The sequence below is a fragment of the Gordonia sp. IEGM753 genome (genome assembly GCF_050321825.1).
Taxonomy (GTDB): domain Bacteria; phylum Pseudomonadota; class Gammaproteobacteria; order Pseudomonadales; family Pseudomonadaceae; genus Aquipseudomonas.
In genome coordinates, this window is record NZ_JBNQGB010000001.1 from 968,439 (window position 1) to 989,685 (window position 21,247).

23 protein-coding genes are annotated in these 21,247 nt (G+C 58.5%); 14 read left to right on the top strand and 9 right to left on the bottom strand.

Going from position 1 to position 21,247, the window contains the following annotated elements; genetic code table 11:
* Positions 1 to 61: 61 nt before the first annotated feature.
* Together ACQR3R_RS04445 and kdgR are read right to left on the bottom strand one after the other, a co-directional pair.
* Entirely contained in the window at positions 62 to 262 is a 201-nt protein-coding gene (locus tag ACQR3R_RS04445) for a hypothetical protein (protein WP_428270799.1), read from the bottom strand.
* Between the two features lie 170 nt (positions 263 to 432).
* The gene (gene kdgR / locus ACQR3R_RS04450) at positions 433 to 1,212 is read right to left on the bottom strand and encodes a DNA-binding transcriptional regulator KdgR (RefSeq protein WP_428270800.1); all 780 of its coding nucleotides are present in this window, start codon (positions 1,210 to 1,212) and stop codon (positions 433 to 435) included.
* Between the two features lie 152 nt (positions 1,213 to 1,364).
* On the opposite strand from kdgR, the gene ACQR3R_RS04455 reads away from it, so the two are divergent.
* The 6 genes from ACQR3R_RS04455 (at position 1,365) to uxuA (ending at position 8,720) form a co-directional block, all read left to right on the top strand.
* Positions 1,365 to 2,363 (top strand): PfkB family carbohydrate kinase, encoded by a 999-nt coding sequence (locus tag ACQR3R_RS04455; RefSeq protein ID WP_428270801.1) that lies wholly within the window; start codon positions 1,365 to 1,367, stop codon positions 2,361 to 2,363.
* A gap of 4 nt (positions 2,364 to 2,367) precedes the next feature.
* Positions 2,368 to 3,579, top strand: a complete 1,212-nt coding sequence (gene manD, locus ACQR3R_RS04460; protein ID WP_428270802.1) for a D-mannonate dehydratase ManD — start codon at positions 2,368 to 2,370, stop codon at positions 3,577 to 3,579.
* Between the two features lie 81 nt (positions 3,580 to 3,660).
* Entirely contained in the window at positions 3,661 to 4,692 is a 1,032-nt protein-coding gene (locus ACQR3R_RS04465; protein ID WP_428270803.1) for a Zn-dependent oxidoreductase, read from the top strand.
* 67 nt (positions 4,693 to 4,759) lie between these two features.
* Complete coding sequence (locus ACQR3R_RS04470) at positions 4,760 to 6,052, top strand: MFS transporter (RefSeq protein ID WP_428270804.1); 1,293 nt, start codon at positions 4,760 to 4,762, stop codon at positions 6,050 to 6,052.
* Positions 6,053 to 6,069: 17 nt separating this feature from the next.
* Entirely contained in the window at positions 6,070 to 7,527 is a 1,458-nt protein-coding gene (locus ACQR3R_RS04475; protein ID WP_428270805.1) for a mannitol dehydrogenase family protein, read from the top strand.
* 17 nt (positions 7,528 to 7,544) lie between these two features.
* On the top strand, positions 7,545 to 8,720 hold the full coding sequence (uxuA, locus tag ACQR3R_RS04480; RefSeq protein WP_428270806.1) for a mannonate dehydratase: 1,176 nt from the start codon (positions 7,545 to 7,547) through the stop codon (positions 8,718 to 8,720).
* A gap of 61 nt (positions 8,721 to 8,781) precedes the next feature.
* Here the strand turns inward: uxuA and ACQR3R_RS04485 are convergent, their stop codons facing one another.
* Positions 8,782 to 9,234: an AsnC family transcriptional regulator gene (locus ACQR3R_RS04485; RefSeq protein WP_428270807.1), complete on the bottom strand. Its 453-nt coding sequence runs from the start codon at positions 9,232 to 9,234 to the stop codon at positions 8,782 to 8,784.
* A gap of 122 nt (positions 9,235 to 9,356) precedes the next feature.
* On the opposite strand from ACQR3R_RS04485, the gene ACQR3R_RS04490 reads away from it, so the two are divergent.
* The 3 genes from ACQR3R_RS04490 to ACQR3R_RS04500 all read left to right on the top strand — a co-directional run bounded on the left by ACQR3R_RS04490 (position 9,357) and on the right by ACQR3R_RS04500 (position 11,331).
* Positions 9,357 to 9,782 (top strand): LysE family transporter, encoded by a 426-nt coding sequence (locus ACQR3R_RS04490; protein ID WP_428270808.1) that lies wholly within the window; start codon positions 9,357 to 9,359, stop codon positions 9,780 to 9,782.
* Between the two features lie 257 nt (positions 9,783 to 10,039).
* A complete protein-coding gene (locus tag ACQR3R_RS04495; protein WP_428270809.1) occupies positions 10,040 to 10,687 on the top strand; it encodes a hypothetical protein in 648 nt (215 codons plus the stop codon).
* A gap of 14 nt (positions 10,688 to 10,701) precedes the next feature.
* The gene (locus ACQR3R_RS04500; protein ID WP_428270810.1) at positions 10,702 to 11,331 is read left to right on the top strand and encodes a LysE family transporter; all 630 of its coding nucleotides are present in this window, start codon (positions 10,702 to 10,704) and stop codon (positions 11,329 to 11,331) included.
* Positions 11,332 to 11,354: 23 nt separating this feature from the next.
* On the opposite strand, the gene ACQR3R_RS04505 is transcribed toward ACQR3R_RS04500, so the two are convergent.
* The 3 genes from ACQR3R_RS04505 to ACQR3R_RS04515 form a co-directional block, all read right to left on the bottom strand.
* Positions 11,355 to 12,410 (bottom strand): YkvI family membrane protein, encoded by a 1,056-nt coding sequence (locus ACQR3R_RS04505; RefSeq protein ID WP_428270811.1) that lies wholly within the window; start codon positions 12,408 to 12,410, stop codon positions 11,355 to 11,357.
* A 96-nt stretch (positions 12,411 to 12,506) separates the two neighbouring features.
* Positions 12,507 to 12,887, bottom strand: a complete 381-nt coding sequence (locus ACQR3R_RS04510) for a Rid family hydrolase (RefSeq protein ID WP_428270812.1) — start codon at positions 12,885 to 12,887, stop codon at positions 12,507 to 12,509.
* 29 nt (positions 12,888 to 12,916) lie between these two features.
* Entirely contained in the window at positions 12,917 to 14,053 is a 1,137-nt protein-coding gene (locus ACQR3R_RS04515) for an FAD-dependent oxidoreductase (protein WP_428270813.1), read from the bottom strand.
* Between the two features lie 186 nt (positions 14,054 to 14,239).
* Between ACQR3R_RS04515 and ACQR3R_RS04520 the strand changes: the two genes are divergently transcribed.
* Positions 14,240 to 14,863, top strand: a complete 624-nt coding sequence (locus ACQR3R_RS04520; RefSeq protein ID WP_428270814.1) for a helix-turn-helix domain-containing protein — start codon at positions 14,240 to 14,242, stop codon at positions 14,861 to 14,863.
* 115 nt (positions 14,864 to 14,978) lie between these two features.
* Entirely contained in the window at positions 14,979 to 15,527 is a 549-nt protein-coding gene (locus ACQR3R_RS04525; protein WP_428270815.1) for a serine acetyltransferase, read from the top strand.
* Between the two features lie 127 nt (positions 15,528 to 15,654).
* Here the strand turns inward: ACQR3R_RS04525 and ACQR3R_RS04530 are convergent, their stop codons facing one another.
* The 3 genes from ACQR3R_RS04530 to ACQR3R_RS04540 form a co-directional block, all read right to left on the bottom strand.
* On the bottom strand, positions 15,655 to 15,954 hold the full coding sequence (locus ACQR3R_RS04530; protein WP_428270816.1) for a chorismate mutase: 300 nt from the start codon (positions 15,952 to 15,954) through the stop codon (positions 15,655 to 15,657).
* A gap of 77 nt (positions 15,955 to 16,031) precedes the next feature.
* Positions 16,032 to 16,400 (bottom strand): cupin domain-containing protein, encoded by a 369-nt coding sequence (locus ACQR3R_RS04535; protein ID WP_428270817.1) that lies wholly within the window; start codon positions 16,398 to 16,400, stop codon positions 16,032 to 16,034.
* Positions 16,401 to 16,428: 28 nt separating this feature from the next.
* The gene (locus tag ACQR3R_RS04540) at positions 16,429 to 18,465 is read right to left on the bottom strand and encodes an oxidoreductase (protein WP_428270818.1); all 2,037 of its coding nucleotides are present in this window, start codon (positions 18,463 to 18,465) and stop codon (positions 16,429 to 16,431) included.
* 137 nt (positions 18,466 to 18,602) lie between these two features.
* Here ACQR3R_RS04540 and ACQR3R_RS04545 point away from each other — a divergent pair, with 137 nt between their 5' ends.
* Genes ACQR3R_RS04545 through ACQR3R_RS04555 form a run of 3 tightly spaced genes read left to right on the top strand, consistent with a single transcriptional unit; the run spans position 18,603 to position 21,159 of the window.
* Positions 18,603 to 19,262 carry a TetR family transcriptional regulator gene (locus tag ACQR3R_RS04545; RefSeq protein WP_428270819.1) on the top strand — a complete coding sequence of 220 codons (660 nt, stop codon included), beginning with the start codon at positions 18,603 to 18,605 and terminating at the stop codon, positions 19,260 to 19,262.
* Positions 19,263 to 19,277: 15 nt separating this feature from the next.
* Positions 19,278 to 20,117, top strand: a complete 840-nt coding sequence (locus ACQR3R_RS04550; protein ID WP_428270820.1) for a pyrroline-5-carboxylate reductase dimerization domain-containing protein — start codon at positions 19,278 to 19,280, stop codon at positions 20,115 to 20,117.
* 40 nt (positions 20,118 to 20,157) lie between these two features.
* The gene (locus ACQR3R_RS04555; RefSeq protein ID WP_428270821.1) at positions 20,158 to 21,159 is read left to right on the top strand and encodes a glycine betaine ABC transporter substrate-binding protein; all 1,002 of its coding nucleotides are present in this window, start codon (positions 20,158 to 20,160) and stop codon (positions 21,157 to 21,159) included.
* Positions 21,160 to 21,247: the final 88 nt, after the last annotated feature.

A 21,247-nucleotide genomic window follows, 5' to 3' on the forward strand; every position in this document is an offset into this window, starting at 1 on the left:
GGCGGGATGGTCTATCTGGCAAGAACGATGAAGCGATGGTGCACAACGTGGCGGTGACTGTTCAGTAGCCGGCCACCTGCGCCATGGTGTTGTCCGACGCCGCTGCGATCAGGTGCAGCGGTATTGGCTGAAGTTCATCGCTCCCTGCAATCTCGAAACTGCCCACGATGTTCAGGTGCCGCTCACTCAGCCCGGTCGACTCTTCTTCCTTTGCCTTTGCCATTCTCGCGTGGTTCGCTGCGATTTCATTGAGAGTTGACACGTTACATCTCCGGGTGACTGACCAAGCGAACGCTTGTGTCCTAAGGCGTTAATGAGAGTGGCCACCGCGCCAGAAATACGTCGTTGCGCGAAGGTTCTCCGGCCTGTGCAAAGCCTGAGCCAGACGCATCGCGCATTCGCCGCCAAAAATCTGCAGGCGACGAATGGCGATCAGCCTCGCCAGCCCAATTGACTTGAGATCTGCTGCGACGCTGCCATCAGCTGTTTAACGTAGTCCTGCTTCAGTTCCTCGCGAAAACGAAAGCAGGGGAAGGACACGCTCATGCCGCCGATCACATGACCAAACCGGTCGCGGATAGGCGCCGCGAGGCAACGCATGTTGTCTTCGAACTCTTCATGGTCTTCGGCATAACCCTGGGCGCGAACCACCTCAAGTTCCTGCAGATAAGCCTCCACAGTGGTCAGGGTATTGGCGGTGCGGCGCTCGAAGCTTTCTTCCTGCAAGTGGGCGAGTAGCTCCGCCGTTTCCAGCCACGCCATCAGCACTTTGCCGATCCCGGTGCAGTAGAGCGGTGCACGTCGACCGATTCGCGAGTACATGCGCAAGTTGTACTTGGAGTCGATCTTGTGCACGTAAACGATGCTGCCCTCGTCGAGGATCCCCAGGTGCACGGTTTCGCCGGTCAACTCGTTGATGCGCCGCATGCCGGGTTCCGACTCGCGCACGATGTCCAGATGGGGCAGAGCCTGCGCGCCCAGTTCGAACAGGCGAACGCTGAGCCGATAGCGATCTTCCGCATCTTGCACCACGTAGCCCAAGGCCTTGAGAGACTGCAGGAAGCGATAAACAGTGCTTTTGGACATGTCCAGTTTCTGCGCGATTTCCGAGACGCCACTTTCCTCGGGATGCTCGGCCAAGGCTTCAAGTACGGCCATGGTCCGGGCGACGGCGGAGACCAGTTCATTGGTCTGCAGGGTGCTGTTGTCCATGAAGGCTCCAACGGGAACGGAAAACCCAAGGATATACGCTGGCGAATCAAAACGCTGTTTCATTTTTCTTGACGGTGTGAGAAATCTGTTTAAAACTCGGCCCCAAGCAAAAAAATGAAACGCCGTTTTAAAAATAACAAAGGCGCACATGGATGACGATTTCAAGGCAAGAGCCGCAATCTGTTTCGCCACGCCCGCTCAAAATAGCGTTGGTCGGCGAGTGCATGATCGAGATGCGCAGTGAGCAAGCGGCAAGCTTCAGCCAGACTTTTGGCGGCGACACGCTGAATGCAGCGGTCTACCTCTCCCGATTGAATCCAGCGGCGCGATTAGTGGTGGATTACATCACCGCCCTCGGCGCCGATAGCTTAAGCAACGCCATGCGTCAGTCATGGCGCGACGAAGGCGTTGGCGATGAACACGTACGTGTGATCGATGACGCCTTGCCGGGTTTGTACTTCATCCAGACCGACGTCCATGGCGAAAGACGCTTTTTGTATTGGCGTGGCGAAGCGGCCGCGCGGCGCATGTTCGACGGGCCGCAGGCAAACACTGCCTTGCACGCCTTGGGTGATTACGACTACGTCTATTTAAGCGGCATCAGCTTGGCGATTCTCACAGCCCAGGGCCGCGAACGCCTGATGCATGCCTTGCACCTGGCCCGTGAGTCCGGCACCCGTATCGTCTTCGACAACAATTACCGCCCCCATCTGTGGCCCGATGTACACGCCGCACGCCAAGCCTATGGCGACGTGCTACGGCTGACTGACCTGGCTTTGATTACGTGGGAGGACGACGCGGCGTTGTTCGGTTACGCCGATGTCGATGCGCTGTTTCGCAGCTATGCAGAGTTTGGCGTGCGCGAAGTCGCGCTCAAGCGCGGTGCTGCCTCATGTCTGGTGGAGTCTGCTGCCGGCCGCTTCGAGATCCCAGCCGAACAGGTGCCCCAGATCGTCGATACCACGGCGGCAGGCGACTCCTTCAGCGCGGCTTACCTTGCCTGTCGGCTGCAAGGCGGCGAGCCACAACTGGCGGCGCGTTGGGGCCATCGGCTGGCGGGTCAAGTGGTGCAGCACCGTGGGGCATTGATCCCGCGAGCGGCGATGCCGCGCCTCAACATGCATTCATTTTCTTCTGCCGCAGAGGCCTGAACTCATGAAAATCATTGAAGCCCGCGTCATTGTGACCTGTCCAGGCCGCAACTTGATCACCCTTAAAATCGTCACCGATGCCGGCATTTACGGCATCGGTGATGCAACGCTGAACGGCCGCGAGCTGGCGGTGGTCGCTTACCTGGAAGAGCACGTGCTGCCAGCGTTGATCGGTCGCGATGCACAGCGTATCGAGGACATCTGGCAGTACCTGTATCGCGGTGCCTACTGGCGCCGTGGCCCGGTGACCATGACCGCGATTGCCGCCGTTGACATTGCGTTGTGGGACATCAAGGCCAAAGCCGCCAACATGCCGTTGTACCAGTTACTCGGTGGCAAGAGCCGCGAGCGGGTGATGGTTTACGGTCATGCCACCGGCAAGGACATCGAAGGCTGTCTGGACGAGGTCGCCCGTCATGTCGAGATCGGCTACAAAGCGGTGCGGGTGCAGTGTGGTATTCCGGGCATCGCCACCACTTATGGTGTCGCCAAGCGCAGCGGTGAGCGTTATGAACCGGCAGACAGCGACCTGCCCGCCGAGCACGTGTGGGACACCGCGAAATACCTGAACCATGTGCCAAAATTGTTTGCCGCCGTGCGCGAGCGTTTCGGCGATGACCTGCACATTCTTCACGACGTGCACCATCGCCTGACCCCGATCGAGGCCGGGCGTCTGGGCAAGTCGGTGGAGCCGTTCAACCTGTTCTGGCTTGAAGACTGCACCCCGGCGGAAAATCAGCAAGCCTTCCGCCTGATCCGCCAACACACCACCACGCCATTGGCCGTGGGCGAAGTGTTCAACTCGATTCATGACTGTCGCGAGCTGATCCAGGAACAGTTGATCGACTATATCCGCGCCACCCTGGTGCATGCGGGCGGCATCACTCATGTGCGGCGTATTGCCGACTTTGCGGCGTTGTATCAGGTACGCACAGGCTTTCATGGTGCTACCGATCTGTCGCCAGTGTGCATGGGTGCAGCACTGCATTTTGATACCTGGGTGCCCAATTTCGGCATCCAGGAACACATGCCGCACGATGAGCGCATCGACGAAGTCTTTCCTCACGCCTACCGATTCGAGGACGGCCATTTTACCCCCGGCGAAACCCCGGGGCATGGCGTCGACATCGACGAGAACCTCGCTTCGAAATACCCCTACAAGCGCGCCAGTCTGCCGGTCAATCGCCTGGAAGACGGCACGCTTTGGCATTGGTAGCACGCGCCATCGACTGTTTGAGCAGGACTGATTAATAACTACAAAAAAACTTGGGCTGCACGCCCTTACAGGAGTTACCCGATGAAAGCTTTTCAGGTAAGAGCACCTTTTGAGTTTGGCCTGGCCCAAGTCGAAGTGCCCCAAGTGGCGCGGGGCGAAGTCAAGGTAGACGTGGCATTCGCCGGTATCTGCGGTTCTGACATGCACATCATTCACGGGCAAAACGCCTTTGTGCGTTTCCCCCGGGTGACCGGGCATGAGTTTTCCGGGGTGATACGCGAAGTAGGCGAGGGCGTCGAACACCTCAAGGCCGGCGACCGTGTGTGCATCGACCCGGTTATCAGTTGCGGCACCTGCTACCCGTGCCGGATCAACCGGCCCAACGTCTGCACCCGGTTACAAGTGATCGGCGTGCATCGTGATGGCGGTTTCAGTGAGCAAGTCTGCGTACCTGCCGCCAATGCGCATCGCCTGCCAGACTCGCTGTCGCTGAGCCATGCGGCGCTGGTAGAACCCTACTCGATTGCCCTCAACGTGCTTGACCGCATGCAGCCCCATCCGGGCGACAGCCTGCTGATTTACGGTGCTGGGGTGATCGGCCTGACGTTGGTGCAAATGGCCCGTGCGCTGGGGCTGACCGACATCACCGTGACCGACGTCATCGATGCCCGCCTGGAGACTGCCAAGGCGCTGGGCGCCAGCCGCACCCTCAACGGCACAAATGTCGACGTCGAGGCGACGCTGCGTGAGTTGACCCACGGCGAAGGCGTGCCATTGATCGTCGATGCAGCCTGCATTCCGGCGCTGATGCCGCAAATGGTGCGCATTGCGTCACCTGCCGGGCGCATCGGATTACTGGGTTTCAACGCGGTGCCGAGTGATCTGGTGCAGCTGGAAATGATCAAAAAAGAACTGACCCTGGTCGGCTCGCGCCTGAACAATCGCAAGTTCCCGCGGGTGATCGAACTGATTGCCAGCGGCAAGTTGCAGGTGCGCGAAATGATCAGCCATCGCGTTCAGTTCGACGACATGCCCGCCGCCATCGAGATGATCGAGAACCACCCGGAACAGACGCGCAAGGTCCTGGTGGAACTGAGTGGCGCTCACCAATAGCGCTGCGTAGATACACGTGCCCACCAAGGCACCCTCACCGAATAAACAAAAGAAACGGGAGGTTCCAATGTTTGGTCAAGGTCGTACGTTAGTCATCATCATGCTGTTCCTGGCAGGCGTCATCAATTACCTGGATCGCTCGGCATTGTCCGTCGCGGCGCCTTTCATCCAGAAAGACTACGGTCTGACGACGGGTGAGATGGGCATGATCTTCAGTAGTTTTTTCGTCGGTTACGCAGTGTTCAACTTCGTCGGTGGCTGGGCTGCCGACCGTTATGGCGCTAAAACCACGCTGTTGCTGGCGATGGTGCTGTGGTCGCTGTTCAGTGGCCTGACGGTGCTCACGATAGGTTTCGCTTCGCTGGTGTTTATCCGCATTCTGTTCGGCATGGGTGAAGGGCCGTTGAGCGTCACCACCAGCAAGATGGTGAATAACTGGTACACGCCAAAACAAAGGGCGAGAGCATTGGGTACGTCGATGTCCGGCACACCCTTGGGCGGCGCGATTTCCGGGCCGGTGGTGGGGTTTATTGCCATCAGCTACGGCTGGAAGGTGTCGTTCATCATCATTATGTTGATGGGCCTGATCTGGGCGGCAGTGTGGTACAAATTCGTCAAGGACAAGCCTGAGGGCAAAGTCGCCGATGAAATCAAGGCAGCCGAAGGGACAAGCGAAATTGCCTCTCTGCCGGTGCACCCGCTGCGTTACTACCTCAAGCAACCAACGGTGTTGTTCACTTCGCTGGCGTTCTTTTCCTATAACTACACGCTGTTCTTTTTCCTGACCTGGTTCCCCAGCTACCTGACCATGGCCCACGGTCTTAACGTCAAGGACATGAGTATCGCCACGGTTATTCCCTGGCTGCTGGGTTTCCTGGGGCTGGCGTTGGGTGGGTTCATTTCCGACTTCGTGTTCAAGAAAACCGGGCGAATGATGTTCTCGCGCAAGGTGGTATTGGTGACCTGCCTGCTGGCTTGCGCCGCTTGCATCGCCTTTGCCGGAATCGTCAAAACCCTGTACCCGGCAGTCATCCTGGTCGCCTTGGCGGTGTTCTTCCTGTACCTCACCGGCGCCATATACTGGGCGATCATCCAGGACACCGTACCTGCCGCTCGGGTCGGTGGCGTCAGCGGTTTCATGCACTTTTTGGCCAATACCTCGGGCATCATCGGTCCGACCCTGACCGGTTTCCTGGTGCAGTTCACCGGCTCGTTCACCAGTGCCTTCCTGCTGGCAGGGCTGTTGACCGTCATCGGTGCGATATGTGTGGCGCGCTATGTAAAACCGCTGTCGCCGGCAGATACCGGTGACTCGGGTGACAACATCCCGCAAACCGCTTCGGCCTTCAGCCAGTCCTGAACAGAAGGAGCTTGTCGATGCCTGTTGTGAAACATATTCCCAGCACCGGTACCGCGCCTGAAATCGGAATCGTACACCTGGGGCTTGGGGCGTTTCATCGCGCCCATCAGGCGATTTACCTGCAACGTCACCTGAATCGTCATGGCGAAAGTGAGTGGGGCTTGTGCAGTGCCAATCTCCGCTCGAATCGGGCAGTGGTCGATCAACTACGTGAGCAGGACGGCCGTTATCACGTGGCCGAATACCGCGACCGCGAGCAGGTGACGTTGCGTGAAATTTCGGTGTTACGCCAGGCCTTGTTCGTGGGTGAAGGTGGGCATGATTTGCAGCTTTTGTTGCAGCGCATGTCAGCGCCAGGCACGCGGATCGTTACGATGACGATCACCGAAAAAGGTTATTGCCTTAGCCCTGCCACTGGGCAATTGCGAGTCGAAGACCCTTTGATTGCGCACGACATTGCTCATCCGCAGGCACCGCGTTCAGCCCCCGGGATTGTGCTGGAAGCCCTGCGCCGCAGACGTGTCGCAGGCATTCCGGCGTTCACCGTGTTGTGCTGCGATAACATGCCGGACAACGGCCGGCGCACGCACCAAGCGGTGAGTGCGTTGGCGGCGTTGCAAGACGAAGCGCTGGCACGGTGGATCGACGAACACGTGGCATTTCCCAATTGCATGGTTGACCGGATTGTCCCTGCCATGGATGAGCAGTCCTTCACTCGGCTGGCGCAGCAACTGGACTGCCACGACCGTGCGGCAGTGGTGTGTGAAAGCTTCAGCCAGTGGGTGATCGAGGATCACTTTCCACTCGGTCGCCCAGACTGGGAAGTGGAGGGCGTGCAGATGGTGGACGATGTGCGTCCATTTGAAACGATGAAACTGCGCATGCTCAATGGCAGCCATTCATTGCTGGCTTACGTCGGGTTACTGGCGGGCCACACCACGGTGTTCGATGCGATCAGCGATAAGGACCTGTCGCCTTTCATCGCGCGTTACATGGCTCAGGAAGCCGCGCCTACCCTGAACATGCCTGCCGGCATCGATCTTGCGGTGTATGCCGCCGACCTGCGGTCACGTTTTGCCAACGACAGCTTGCAACACCGGCTCAGCCAGATTGCCATGGATGGCACGCAGAAACTTCCGCAGCGCTGGTTGCTCGGTGCGCAGCAACTGCTCGACGAGGGACGCAGCATCGCTTGCACCGCACTGGGGATTGCCGCCTGGATTCACTACTGCACGCAGCCATTGCATGGCAGCGTTGCGCCGGTGATTGACGATCCCCTGAGAGCAACGTTCAACGACCTCGCAGGGCGTTTCGAGGGCGCTGCGTTGGTGAATGCCTTTATTGACCTGGCAGAAGTATTCCCGGCCGAGTTGGCTGATCGCGCGGTTTTTCGCGACGCTGTGCAACACGCCTACAGCGCGCTGGTCCGCGATGGCATGGGCCGCCTCTTACACACCTTTGCAGTACACAACTGACAACCCAGGAGAAGCACATGGAACAGACATGGCGTTGGTTTGGCCCTAAAGACCCGATCTCCCTGGCGGACGTCCGCCAAACCGGAGCGACGGGCATTGTCACCGCGTTGCATGAAATCCCCAATGGCGAGGTCTGGCCGGTGGAGACGATCGCTGCGCGCAAACAGATGATCGAAGCGGCCGGTTTGACCTGGTCGGTGGTGGAAAGCATTCCGGTGCACGAAGACATCAAGCGTGGTTGCGGCCGGCGTGACGAGTACATCGCCAACTACCAGCAAAGCGTGCGCAACCTGGCGACCTGCGGTATCGATATTGTCTGCTACAACTTCATGCCGGTATTGGACTGGACCCGTACCGACCTGGCGTGGGAACTGGCGGATGGCGGTTGGGCGCTGCGCTTTGATCAAACGGCGTTTGCGGCGTTCGACCTGTTCATCCTGCAGCGCCCGGGTGCACAGGTGGAATATAGTGCCGAGGATATCCAACAGGCCAAAACCTACTTCGAGCAACTGTCGCCAACCCAGAGCGAAGCCTTGGTCAACACCTTGATCGCAGGTCTTCCTGGCGCCGAAGAGCATTACAGCCTGGAAGATTTTCGGGCCTTGCTGCGTACCTATGCCGACATCGACGAGGCGAGGCTGCGCGAACACCTGGGCTACTTCTTGCGGGCACTGATTCCGGTCGCCGAAGAGGTCGGTGTACGCATGGCGATTCACCCCGATGATCCTCCTCGCGCGTTGCTTGGCTTGCCGCGCATTCTGTCCACTGCCGAAGACGCCCAATGGCTGCTCGATGCAGCGCCAAGTCCGGCCAATGGCCTGACCTTCTGCACCGGTTCCTACGGTGTGCGCGAAGACAATGACCTGGTGGCGATGGCCAAGCACTTTGCGCCGTTCATCTACTTCACACACCTGCGCTCGACCCGCCGCGAAGCAGATCCACGCAGTTTCCACGAAGCGCATCACCTGGACGGCGATGTCGACATGGTCGGGGTCATCGGTGCCCTGGTGGCAGAGGAACGCAGGCGTGAACGCGAAGGTGGCCCTCGACTGCCGCTGCGACCGGACCACGGGCATCAACTGCTGGATGATCAGCACCGTAAAAGTAACCCGGGCTATTCGCTGATCGGTCGTCTCAAGGGCCTGGCAGAAATCCGCGGTGTAGAACTGGCGGCGCGCCGGCAGTTAGGCTGATGGCCTGAACAAACTCAACCCCGTGGCGAGCCGAAGTACCGGCTCGTCAGGGGTTTTGTGGCTATGCGTTTACCGGTAAACCACGACTGGCCAGGCGCGTCGACAGCACCACTGACGTTTCGGTTCTGCCGTAGGCATCGAAGGAGGCGATCAGGGTTTCCAGTGTCACCAATGACGGCGCTACCACCTTGAGCACGAATGAAGCGTCGCCCGTGACGTGATGTGCCTCGCGCACCTCGGGCATTCCCTCTATCACCGACAGCACCTTGGCGTAGTCTTGCGCCGCGACATACAGCCTGATGAATGCGCTCACGGGATAGCCAATGGAGTGGCTGTCGAGTTCGGCTCGATAACCGCGCAGCACGCCTCGCTCTTCGAGCTTGCGCACTCTTTCGGCCGCGGCGGGCGTTGATAAGCCGACACGACGACCCAACTCGGCAAAGCTCAAACGAGCATCTACCTGAAGCTCTGCCAGCAGGCGCCTGTCGAGGCGATCCAGAGGTTTGTCGGTCATGGGTGATCGGTGCCTTAAAAAGATCAATCGTTAAGTTGCGAGGCCTGCGAAGCGTCGAATCGGCATGGAGCCGTTGTGGTCAAGCTATCCAAAATAGCGTATCCACAAAAGAGAGCGCCACCATGTTACTCAAAGGAATATTGCTCGGTTTGGCCATTGCAGCACCCGTCGGACCGATAGGCTTGTTAAGCATCCAGAACACCTTACGCAGGGGATTCAAGGCCGGGTTCATCACCGGGATGGGGGCTGCTACAGCCGATGCCGCCTATGCCGTGGCGGCTTTATTCGGACTGGTCGGCGTCATCGCATTCATTCCGGAACCACGTTATTTACGCGTGGCAGGCGCTATCTTTTTTGCCTGGTTGGCCTGGAAAACCTGGAAAACAAATGATCAAGCCACCGCCGCGCCATCCACTGCGCGTAGCGTGTGGGGAATGTACTCGACAACTTGCCTGCTGACCCTGTCCAACCCGATGACGATGCTGGGTTTCGTCACTCTTTTTGCAGGCCTGGGTGTCGGTCAGTCAGGCACGGCGGCGGGGATGTAGTGGTGGGGGTTTTTCTGGGCTCTTCGCTATGGTGGGCTACGCTGGCAGGAGCCTGTTCGCTGATGTCGAAAAAATTGCCCGCCCGTTGGTTGCGATGCGTTGATTATGCGTCGGCGCTGCTTCTATTGGCTTTCGCAATAGCGCTGTTGTATCAAGCGTTCCGAACGTGACATTTCGTGGCCTGAGCCGTACATTTTCAAGCCGTGTCGCGCATCCCTCGCCTGTTTGGCAAGCATTGCGCCCTGAGAGAGACCGTCATGACTCAAAAGGTATTTTGGGATGATCCCTATCAAACTCAGCTGACGACCCGTGTCAGCGGCGTCAGTGGCCAGCAGGTGCGGCTTGAACACACCATTTTCTTCGCCTTCTCCGGCGGTCAGGAAAGTGACACCGGCACCATTGGTGCGTACGCCGTTCTGGAGGCGAGCAAGCAAGGACTTGATATCGTCTACACGCTCCCCGATACGCATGATCTTTGCGTCGGTGATGTGGTGGAGGTACGCATCGATTGGAGTCGTCGATACCGGCTGATGCGTTTGCATTTTGCGGCTGAAATGATCTTGCAGTATGTCTATCGATATTGCCCGGGCATCGAGCGAATCGGCGCCCACATAGCAGAAGACAAATCGCGTATCGACTTCGCACGGGACGGCAGCATCGCCGAATTTTTCCCTGAATTGCAGCGAGAGGCCGCAGCGCTTGTCGATGCGGCAAGCCCCATTGTCACAGCGTTTGAAGATGAGCCAAACCAGCGCCGATTTTGGAAGGTGGATGGCTTCGCGCAAATGGCCTGTGGCGGCACGCACCCTCGCACCACGGCTGAAATCGGTGAGATAAAACTCAAGCGCAAGAACATTGGCAAAGGCAAGGAAAGAATAGAAATCACGCTGGCCAGTCCTCTCTGAGGAAGGATGTTTTCATGTTGGGTATCGTCCAGTTCCCATTGTTCGTGTTAGCCGTGATTGCCCTCAACGCAACGCCGGGACCGGACGTGGCGTACGTTGCAGGCCAAAGCATGGTGCATGGACGGCGCGCAGGCATTCTTTCGGCGCTGGGTGTGGCGTTGGGCGGATGCTTGCACACGATTTTTTGTGCGGTTGGGCTCACGGCCCTGCTGGCCGCATCACCTTCAGCCTTTATCGCTATCAAGTACCTGGGGGCTATTTACCTGGTTTATCTGGGTGTGCGCACGCTGCTCGCTAAAGCGACTGCGGATGACCTGCGTCCCGTGGCGCTTGAACTGAACAATCGGACACTGCTGTTTCGTGGCTTTTTAACCAACGCCTCCAACCCCAAGGTGTTGTTGTTTTACGTCGCCTTTTTTCCTCAGTTCGTCACGCCTGACAGCGCCGACCGTGCTGCTGCGTTTCTGGTGCTTGGCGTGGTGTTCGTTGTGCTGGGGCTGATCAATGACGTGGCTGTTGCCTGGTTAGCCGCGAGGGCTGCACGCGCGGTTGGTGGCCGGCCACACATCAGGAAGTGGATCGACCGGGTGATCGGTATCACCTTCATCGGATTGGGCGTGAGACTTGCGATGACTCCCAAGTAGCACGCCCAAAACCTCGCAAAGGGTTACGCTGCAGCCAGCCGCCCCAGGCGCAGCCAGCCAATCAGTACCGCTGCAATCAGCAGGAAGCCCAGGTAGCCAAACAGCGGGTAGACCTGTCCCACCAGACTGATGAAGCCGATCAGGCTGCCGACGAAAGCCAGCGCGCCGGCGGCCGCAGAACCGATGCGGAATGCGCGTGTGCCGGCTGGCAGCAGGCGTGCCGAGAACGAGTAGAGCGTGCCGACTGCGGTGTTGAGGATCATGCAGAAGATGATCACCGCCATCAGCAGGCCGAGTGCCGGCGAGATCTCGTTGGCAATGAACAACATCGGCATCGGTAGATCTGCAACGCTGTCCAGACGCGACAACAATCCAAGGCTCATGGCGAGCATCAGCAGCCCAAGCAAGGCTCCGCCGATGATCCCGCCCCAGATTGCTTGTTTTTCCGATTTGGCCGCACCGCCCATGATGGCCAGGATCGGCACCCCGGCGACAATGTTGTACGACACGTACAACAAGGCCCCCAACAACCAATGGCTGGCGCCGGCCTGTTGCTGGCTGGCCAGTTGATTGAGCTCGGCAAAGCTCTGATCACGTGTGGCGGCGCCATAGAGCGCCACGGCCACAGCAGCCAGGATCAAAAAAGGCGTAGCCGCGCCGATGAGGCCGATGACCTTGTGTACGTCCAGGCACACGATGGCGACGACAATAACCGTCACCAGAACGCTGCCAAGCATGGAGGGTATGCCGAACTGCTGCTCCAGCAATGCGCCGCCACCCGCCAACATGACCACGGTCACGGCGAACATGAAGAACGTGATCATCAGGTCGACGAAAATTCCCAGGTGCCGACCGCACAGCGCATACACCACATCTTTATGCGAGTTGGCGCGCAAGCGACTGCCCATGCCTGCCAACGCCATCCCGAGGAAGGTGAAGAGGGCGGCGCTGACCGCTGCCCCGAGCAATCCCCAGACGCCGAAATCGACGAACATCTGCAACAGCTCTCGGCCGGACGCAAACCCCGCGCCGACGATCACGCCAACAAATGCACCGGCTATCTTCAGACTTTCTTTCATGACGATTTCCCTCGAACTGTTTTTGTTATGGGTGGTTGGGAAGGGCGTTGTCCATCGCCCTCCCAGGGCATCGCAGTGGCGGTTGGCAGGGTGCAATCAGCTGTTTTCGCCGACCCACGCCTGAACTTCGATTTCGACGTCGACGTCCAGCGCCAATTTGGCGCTCACCGTCGAGCGCACCGGATAACCGTTTGGAAAATGGCGCGCATACACTTCATTGAAACCGGCGAAATGCTGCATGTCCGACAGCCAGACCGTGGCCTTCACAACGTGATCAAAACCGACGCCGCACTGGGCCAGGGTTTCGCCGATGCGGGCCATGGCCGCTTCGGTTTGCACTCGGATATCACCGCGCACCACTTCACCTTCAGCGGTCATCGGCACCTGTCCCGAAAGAAACAGAAAACCGCCGACACGAATCGCTTTGGAGAACGGGTAAGGCAGGTGGCTTGGGTAACGCTTTAGAGCTTCAGACATGGCAAGGAAACCTCTTGGGGGTTGGATGTTTAGCGCAAACGGGCTGGAAGCAGGCGTCGGGGATCAACCCCTTGGCAACGCAGTTCTTCCGGCAACGGTTGATCGAGTAATTGGGTGCAGGCCAATTGCGAAACGCCCGCAGCGGACTGGATGCCATAACCGCCCTGGGCCGCGAGCCAGAAAAACCCTTCGCACTTGTCGTCCCAGCCGACCACCAGGTCGCCGTCGGCAACGAACGAGCGCAGCCCGGCCCAGCTGTGTCGAGGGCGGCGAATGGTCAGTGAAGTAGCGGCTTCGATGTGATAAATCCCGGTGGCAATGTCCAGCTCCTCCGGCATTACATCCTGCGCAGCAACGGGGTCGGCATTGGCCGGGGAGCCCAGTAGCTGGCCGGCGTCGGGCTTGAAGTAGAAACTTTCGTCAATGCCGATCACCGCAGGCCAGCGGGAGAAATCCACGTCGTTCGGGCCTTCGAAGGTGAAGGCCGTGCGCCGGCAAGGCTGCAGGCCGATGGGCGCTGCGCCACAGACTTGCGCCACGTGATCAGCCCAGGCGCCCGCGGCATTCACCAATTTGCGCGCGTGCAATAGGCGCCCATCGCTGAGTACCAGGTTCCACTGACCGTTGACGCGAGTGGCGCTAGTGAGTTCGGCGTCACAGTGCAGTACGCCGCCCGCACGACGCATGGCCCGCAAAAATCCTTGGTGCAGCGCGTGCACATCGAGGTCGCGGGCGTCGGTCTCCAGCATGGCCCCGGTGATGACCTCCGGGCGCAAGCAGGGCACTAATACCCGGGCTTGTTCGATATCAATCAGGGACACATTTGCCGAATGCGCGCGGTTGGCGTCGAACGTGTTTTTCAGCAAATGCTGCTGCTGTGCGTCGGCGACGTACAGGCAACCACGCGGTTCCAGCAGCGCATGTTCAGTGAACTCTTCGGGAGGTTGTTCGTAGAACGCGCGGCTGGCACGGGTCAGCGCTTGAATCTGTGGCGTGCCATAGGCTTCCATGAACATCGCGGCAGAGCGTCCGGTGGAGTGATAACCCGGTTGTGATTCGCGTTCGAGCACTAATACGCTGGCATGTTCCGCCAAGCGATAGGCCAGCGATGCCCCCGCAATACCGCCACCGATGATCACGAAATCGAACACTTCACTGTGGTGCATGTTCAAGTACCTCCATTAGACGATGGGAAGGAAGCAGGGCTTCTTCGCTGGATTACTAAATTCTCACATAAGAGAAATGTAAGATATGAGAATTTTTCGGTCAACCCATTGCGTGAGGTAATATTCGGTCAGCGTCGGGTCGGGTGCCGCCACCGTCCGCCATTTTTTGCCTGACAGAGAGACCGCATGAGTTCCAGCCCGTCACCATCTGCTTCAAGTGCCCAAGCCCATCCGCTGATTGACCGAGACCAGGTGGGTGCGCGCCTGCGGGCGATTCGCAAGGCTCAGAAACTTACCCTCAAGCAACTCTCTGAACGCTCGGGAGTGGCGCTGTCGACGTTGTCGAAGATGGAGTTGGCGCAAGTGTCGGTGAGCTACGAAAAACTTGCGGCGGCGGCACGCGCCCTGAGTGTCGACATTGCCCAATTGTTTCGCCCGGCAACGATGGCGTTGGATTCCACCCAGCCGACCGTGGTCAGCACCGCCATCGATACCGCCGCCGGTTACAGCACCGGCAACTATGACTATCACCCCATGGCCGGTGACTTTCCGGGGCGCAGCATGACGCCCATGTACGCCCGTATCTTTGCCCGCGAATTGACTCAGTTTGACGACTACATCCGCCACCCCGGCCAGGAGTTTGCGTTGGTGTTGTCGGGCCGCGTGCGTATCCAGTTTGAAACAGGCGAGTCCATCAGCATTGGCTGCCGCGAGACCGCTTATTTCAACAGCAGCATTGGGCATATCTACCTGGCGTTAGGCGATGATGGCGCAGAGGCTGAGGTGATGGTGGTGATGTCGGAGCGTTAAACGTACCGTTGTTCTCGCGGCCTTTGCGTGTTTAATTCGTGTATCGACACTGTTTGAGTCCTGACATAATCTGCCGGCGATTCACATCATTATCGATAGGCTGCGGAAACCATTAATGCGGGATTTCAAGGAACTGTGCGCTTACCTGAAGGAGGAGATTGCCACCAAGGAAGATGGCAGCGTCAAGATGAGCACGCTGTTAAACAGGGTTCTGGCAAAGGAGCGGTATCATTACGTCTTCTGGTTCAGGATTGCCCAGTACCTGCATCACAAACCTCGTGGCTTCTGGAACTACAAAAAGTGGGCGAAGCGGATCAATCGCAAGTTGATTCGAGAGCACAACATTGACGTAGGGTTGTCCGCGCAAATCGGCCCCGGAATCTGTTTTTCCCATCGCATCGGGATTGTGATTACCCACCGCGCAATCATTGGCAGAAACCTTCGGCTACGACAAAACACGACGATTGGCTCGAAGGATTATAAAAACGGCCATTTGCGTATCGGCGACAACGTCGAGATCGGGGCCAACGTCTGTATCGTCGGCGAGATCAACATAGGCAATAACGTGACAATTGGTGCTCAAGCGTTCGTCAATAAAGACATTCCGGACGACACGATTTACTACACCGAATATCGCCCGACCTACAAAAGCAAAAACAAGTAATAGCGCTGGCCAGCGGCCACGGTTGGTGAATGGGCTGAACGTGGGAGCCGGCCTGACGTTCGTCGCATCGGGCGTGTCGATTGCAGCGCTCAGCCAAAAATAAAGGTTGCCGCTCATTCGCCAATGCCTAGGACCTTTCAGCCAGGGTTGAGTGAGTTTTCAATTCTTCTTCGATAAACGCGGCGATCATGGCCCTGTAAACCTGCTCGACGACATTCGCAGAGGCACCGCAATCGTTGGCAATGCTGCGCACCTTGGCGATGACCTGTTCGACGCGGGCCGGCGCGCGAACATCGTCTGTGGTTTTCTTGAAGGCGGCTGCTTGGGTGACGAGATTGCCGCGTTGCGCGAGCAGCGCCACCATATCGCGGTCTATGTGATCGATGCGCAGGCGAACACCTTCGATCGATGTGCAAATTACGTCCATGTGCAACTCCTTGTGATGCGCGCTGCCAACCCGGAACGCGCAGTTGTCATCAAGGATACTCACGCCATTCCGGCCTTTCAACGGCGCGTGTAGACCACCATCAGAATGGCCCCGCTGACCGAGCCCGCACCGTGCACCGCGTCGGGCGCGCGGCAGCAGTAGTCGCCGACGTTCAACGTTCGGTGCTGATCATGGAAAGACCCTTGCAGCACGAACACTTGCTCCAGTTCCCCTGCATGGGTATGGCTGCCGACGTGCGCACCGGCGTCAACTTTCATCAGCAAGGTTCTTTCGCCGCGCTCGCGGTCCTCGAACAGCGGTTTGATCCAGAACCCTTCATCCTCGGTCGGCAACCAGTCGACGGACGAGGAGGGATGATATTGCGAGCCGCTTACCGGCCCCTGGATGCCGGCCTTCACTGAGGCCGGACGCTTATTTTTCTGCATGCGTTTGCCACCTGCGCAAAAGGTTTTTTTACAAGTCCTTGACCAGTCTCAGGGCATCGTAGATCGCCGCGTGAGTGTTACGCGCCGCCACGGCATCGCCGATCCGGAACAGCTGGAATTTACCGTGTGGATGAGTGATGACGTGTTGCGGGTTGCCGACGATCAGGTCCTGCTGTTCAACCACGCCGCCATTGCTGGAGGTGGGTTTGAGCTCGAAATACAACTCATCGAGCGGACGTGTGCCATGGTTGATCACCACTTGATCGACGCGTCTGACCTTGCGTGCACTACCGTAGTCGCTGTCGATGGTGGCCAGCAACTCGTTGCCTTCACGCTCTACGCCAAGCAAGCGGAAAGTCACGGTGAACGTGGTGTCCAACGCTTGCAGCGAGCGCATGTAGGGCACCAGATTCATTGCCATGACTTCGGGGGCAAAGGTGCGGTCCGGGGTCATGATTTCAATTTTTGCGCCACTTTTGGCGATCAGTTCTGCGGCCTGCAGCCCCGCATGATCACCCGCGTCATCGAACAGCAAAACATTACGCCCGAGTTTCACATCGCCTGCAATGATGTCCCAGGCCGACACCACCAACTCATTGCCAGTGGTGAGAATGTCAGTGTGCGGCAGGCCCCCGGTGGCGATGATGACCACGTCCGGGCTTTCGTCATGCACGGTGCTCGACTCGGCCCAGGTATTGAAGTGAAAGGTCACGCCGCGCGCCATGCACTGCGCCATGCGCCAGTCGACGATGCTGATCATCTCGCGTCGCCGCTCAGATTGCGCGGTCAGTCGGACCTGGCCGCCCGCCTGATCAGCCGCCTCGAATACCACCACTTCATGACCGCGTTCGGCGGCGACTCGCGCTGCTTCCAGCCCGGCGACACCGGCACCCACAATCACGATTTTGCGTCGGTTCGCAGCCTTCGGAATGTCATGCGGCATGCTGGTTTCACGCCCGGTCGCCGGGTTGTGAATGCAGTACGCGGCACCGCCCTGATAGATGCGGTCCAGGCAATAGTTGGCGCCGACGCAGGGCCGAATGTCTTCTTCGCGACCCTCGATGATCTTGCGCACGATATGCGGATCGGTCATGTGCGCGCGGGTCATGCCGACCATGTCGACCTTGCCCGAGGCAATCGCGTGACGGGCAGTGGCGACGTCCGGAATCTTTGCGGCGTGGAACGTCGGGAAATCGGTGGCGGCGCGAATTTCCCCGGCGAAATCCAGGTGCGGTGAATTGCGCATGCCCTGGATCGGGATCACATCGGTCAGCCCGGCATCGGTGTCGATATGGCCACGGATAACGTTGAGAAAATCGACCATGCCGCTGTCTTTCAAGCGCCGGGAAATGTCCAGCCCGTCGGCCGGTGTCAGCCCGCCGGGTATTTGTTCGTCGCCGGTATACCGCACACCGACGATGAATTCATGGCCTACACGCTGGCGGATCGCCTTGAGCACCTCAAAGGTAAACCGCAGCCGGTTGTCGATGGACCCGCCGTAAGGCGCGTCGAGGTCGTTGGTCAGCGGCGACCAGAACTGGTCCATCAGGTGCCCGTACGCCTGCAACTCGATGCCGTCCAGGCCTGCAGCTTTCATGCGCTCGGCGGCGTCGGCGTAGTCCTTGATGATGCGTTCCACGTCCCAGTCTTCCATTTTCTTCGGGAAGGAGCGGTGAGAGGCCTCACGCTCGAACGACGGTGACACCACGGGCAGCCAGTCACCCTTGTCCCAGCGTGTGCGGCGCCCCAGGTGGGTGAGCTGGATCATCACCGCAGCGCCATGTTCATGGCAGGCGTCGGTCAGGTCTTTCATCCAGCCGACCACCTCATCCTTGTACGCCAGGATGTTGTTGAATACCGGTGGGCTGTCTCGGGAAACTGCCGCCGACCCGGCCGTCATGGTCAGGGCCACGCCAGCCTTGGCGCGCTCTACGTGATAGGCGCGGTACAACTCCTTGGGCATGCCGTCCACGGGATAAGCCGGTTCGTGAGCAGTGGTCATGATGCGGTTGCGCAGCGTCAGGTGCTTCAACTGATAGGGCTGGAGGAGCGGATCGTTCAACATCGTCAAGACTCTCCGGAACAGGGCATCAGACCACGGGTTGAAATTACGTTAGGGTGAAATGTACACCTGTGTCAACACACTAGACACAGGTGTACATTTTGCTTGCGCAGTGTTTAATGAGCGTCTAGGATCGAGCCATGAACGAACTCACCAAAACAGTAGAAACAGGCTGGAGAGGGTCACTGGAAGGGTGGCTCGACGCGGCCTATGAAAGCCTCACCGAATGTGGCGTCGACACTGTTCGGGTGATGCCACTGGCAAAAAAACTCGGCCTGTCGAGAACCAGTTTTTACTGGTTTTTCAAGGACCGCGAAGAGCTGCTTGCGGCGTTGATCGAGCGTTGGCGGGTGAAGAACAGCGGCAACCTGATCACCCAGACCGAGTGCTATGCCGAGAGCATTGCCGAGGCGATGCTCAACGTGTTCGATTGCTGGTTGAACCCGGAGCTGTTCGATTCACAGTTCGAATTTGCCATGCGCAGTTGGGCCTTGCAGTCCGCCGAGGTGGCGGAGCATATACGGGTCGCGGACATTGCCCGGCGCGAAGCATTGATCCGCATGTTCGTGCGCTTCGATTACGCGTTTGACGCCGCCGATGTACGGGCGCGGACGATTTACCTGACGCAGATTGGCTACATCAGTACCAACACCCGAGAGGATGTCGGGGAACGAATGCGGCGAATTCCCGAGTACGTGAAGATATTCACTGGCCAGGAACCTCTGGAGCGTGAGTTGAAACGCTTTTACTCCCGCCATGGCTACGTGATGGATGACGGCTCATCGGTCACAGCAGACTGAAAAAGGCAGGTTCACATGTTCGAGAAACCCACGGTAGGCATTATCGGTGGATCGGGATGGCTTGGCCGCTCGATAGCCCAGGCCATGCTCGACAAGGCGTTCATTGGCCCGGGTGCATTGGTGCTTTCGAACCGTTGCGCAAGCAATCCATTAGCAAACGGTCAGTGGTCGCAGGTCAGCGTCACCGGCGACAACCAGGCGTTGGTCGACCGCTGTGAAGTGATCATCGTCTCGGTGCGTCCTGAGCAATTTTCCGAGGTGCAGATTGCTGCGCCAAACAAACTGGTCATTTCATTGATGGCCGGTGTGTCGCTGGAGAGTTTGATTGAGCGCACCGGCAGCCGGCAGGTGATTCGCGCCATGGCCAACGCCGCAGCAGAAATTGGCAAGTCCTATACGCCCTGGCTGGCATCGCCGCAGGTCACCACCGAGCAAAAGGCTTTTGCGCAGCGCTTGTTCGAAACGTTTGGCGGTGCCGATCAAGTCTTCAGCGAAAGCCATTTGAACTACCTGACAGCACTCTCGGGAACAGGGCCGGCGTACCCGGCATTGTTGGCGCGCAGCTTGCTCGAACATGCCTTGAACAGTGGCTTGCCGCCCGCCATTGCGCATCGCGCGGTAGATGCGGTGGTCAAGGATGCCAGCCAGTTGATCGGCACTGGACACAGTGTCGACGACCTCTTGCTGGCACTTGTCAGCTATCGCGGTGTGACAGCGGCGGGGCTGGAACAGATGATCACCGACGGCTTCGACAAAACAATAAAAACAGGTATGGATTCGGCGGTGTCGGCCGCGTGTTCCATGCGTTCATTTGCCCATTCTGCTGACACGAAAGAAGGTCCAATGACGCGGTAGTTGACCCTTCTTAACTCTTGCCGCAATCGAGGGTGCGTTTATGAATATAAAGTCTTTCTCGAACACGGGACTGGCGCTCGGAATCGTCGCATTCAGTGGTTGGGTGTCGGCGGCCGAGTGTGGCGACGTCACGATCGCCAACATGAACTGGCAATCGGCCGAGGTGATGGCCAACGTCGATAAGCTGATCCTTAATGCAGGCTACGGTTGTAATGCGGATCTGGTGTCGGGCGATACGGTGCCAACCATCACCTCCATGGCCGAAAAGGGCCGCCCCGATATTGCCCCGGAAGGCTGGATTGACCTGGTGCCCGAGGTCGCGAAAAAGGGCCTTCAAAGCGGTAACCTGGTTCAAGCCGCAAGCTCGCTCTCCGACGGCGGTTCTCAAGGCTGGTGGATTCCCAAGTACATCGCTGACGCTCACCCGGACATCAAGAGTTTTGAGGATGTGAAGAAGCATCCCGAGCTGTTCCCGGCCCCGGATGACAAGAACAAAGGTGCGATCTACAACGGCCCGCAAGGTTGGGGCGGCACGGTGGTCACCAGCCAGTTCTACAAAGCCTACAACTTCGAGAAAGCAGGTTTCGTGCTGGTGGATACCGGCTCGGCAGCGGCGCTGGACGGCTCCATCGCCAAGGCTTACGAGCGCAAGGCGCCCTGGTTGGGTTTCTATTGGGAGCCGACAGCCTTGTTGGGCAAGTACCCCATGGTGAAACTGGACAATGGCTTGCCTGTCGATGCGGCGGAATGGAAACGCTGCAACACGGTGGCCGATTGTCCTGATCCAAAACCCAATGGCTGGCCGATCGACCGGGTTTATACCCTGACGACCAAGTCCTTTGCCGCTCGTTCACCCACCGTCATGGCGTACCTGAACAAACGCGCCTGGTCCAACGAGACGGTGAACAAACTGATTGCCTGGATGACCGATAACCAGGCAACGGGTGAAGAGGGCGCCAAGTACTTCCTGAAAAACAACGAAGCCTTATGGAGTCAGTGGGTCACCCCTGAAGCCAACAGCAGGATCAAGGCTGCGCTTTAGTTCGCCGGGCCAATGCAGTGCTTCGCCAAAGGCTGCATTGACCCTCGCGCAGACAACAATAAAAACACCCAAGTATTGATATGACCTG

Excerpts from the sequence above, each read along its gene's own strand:
- ACQR3R_RS04530 (WP_428270816.1), bottom strand. The coding sequence starts at position 15,954 with ATGGACGTAATTTGCACATCGATCGAAGGTGTTCGCCTGCGCATCGAT.
- ACQR3R_RS04545 (WP_428270819.1), top strand. The coding sequence starts at position 18,603 with ATGAACGAACTCACCAAAACAGTAGAAACAGGCTGGAGAGGGTCACTG.
- manD (WP_428270802.1), top strand. The coding sequence starts at position 2,368 with ATGAAAATCATTGAAGCCCGCGTCATTGTGACCTGTCCAGGCCGCAAC.
- ACQR3R_RS04525 (WP_428270815.1), top strand. The coding sequence starts at position 14,979 with ATGCGGGATTTCAAGGAACTGTGCGCTTACCTGAAGGAGGAGATTGCC.
- ACQR3R_RS04495 (WP_428270809.1), top strand. The coding sequence starts at position 10,040 with ATGACTCAAAAGGTATTTTGGGATGATCCCTATCAAACTCAGCTGACG.
- ACQR3R_RS04505 (WP_428270811.1), bottom strand. The coding sequence starts at position 12,410 with ATGAAAGAAAGTCTGAAGATAGCCGGTGCATTTGTTGGCGTGATCGTC.
- ACQR3R_RS04520 (WP_428270814.1), top strand. The coding sequence starts at position 14,240 with ATGAGTTCCAGCCCGTCACCATCTGCTTCAAGTGCCCAAGCCCATCCG.
- ACQR3R_RS04455 (WP_428270801.1), top strand. The coding sequence starts at position 1,365 with ATGACGATTTCAAGGCAAGAGCCGCAATCTGTTTCGCCACGCCCGCTC.
- ACQR3R_RS04485 (WP_428270807.1), bottom strand. The coding sequence starts at position 9,234 with ATGACCGACAAACCTCTGGATCGCCTCGACAGGCGCCTGCTGGCAGAG.
- ACQR3R_RS04490 (WP_428270808.1), top strand. The coding sequence starts at position 9,357 with ATGTTACTCAAAGGAATATTGCTCGGTTTGGCCATTGCAGCACCCGTC.
- ACQR3R_RS04510 (WP_428270812.1), bottom strand. The coding sequence starts at position 12,887 with ATGTCTGAAGCTCTAAAGCGTTACCCAAGCCACCTGCCTTACCCGTTC.
- ACQR3R_RS04540 (WP_428270818.1), bottom strand. The coding sequence starts at position 18,465 with ATGTTGAACGATCCGCTCCTCCAGCCCTATCAGTTGAAGCACCTGACG.
- ACQR3R_RS04515 (WP_428270813.1), bottom strand. The coding sequence starts at position 14,053 with ATGCACCACAGTGAAGTGTTCGATTTCGTGATCATCGGTGGCGGTATT.
- ACQR3R_RS04475 (WP_428270805.1), top strand. The coding sequence starts at position 6,070 with ATGCCTGTTGTGAAACATATTCCCAGCACCGGTACCGCGCCTGAAATC.
- ACQR3R_RS04470 (WP_428270804.1), top strand. The coding sequence starts at position 4,760 with ATGTTTGGTCAAGGTCGTACGTTAGTCATCATCATGCTGTTCCTGGCA.
- ACQR3R_RS04500 (WP_428270810.1), top strand. The coding sequence starts at position 10,702 with ATGTTGGGTATCGTCCAGTTCCCATTGTTCGTGTTAGCCGTGATTGCC.
- kdgR (WP_428270800.1), bottom strand. The coding sequence starts at position 1,212 with ATGGACAACAGCACCCTGCAGACCAATGAACTGGTCTCCGCCGTCGCC.
- uxuA (WP_428270806.1), top strand. The coding sequence starts at position 7,545 with ATGGAACAGACATGGCGTTGGTTTGGCCCTAAAGACCCGATCTCCCTG.
- ACQR3R_RS04555 (WP_428270821.1), top strand. The coding sequence starts at position 20,158 with ATGAATATAAAGTCTTTCTCGAACACGGGACTGGCGCTCGGAATCGTC.
- ACQR3R_RS04535 (WP_428270817.1), bottom strand. The coding sequence starts at position 16,400 with ATGCAGAAAAATAAGCGTCCGGCCTCAGTGAAGGCCGGCATCCAGGGG.
- ACQR3R_RS04465 (WP_428270803.1), top strand. The coding sequence starts at position 3,661 with ATGAAAGCTTTTCAGGTAAGAGCACCTTTTGAGTTTGGCCTGGCCCAA.
- ACQR3R_RS04550 (WP_428270820.1), top strand. The coding sequence starts at position 19,278 with ATGTTCGAGAAACCCACGGTAGGCATTATCGGTGGATCGGGATGGCTT.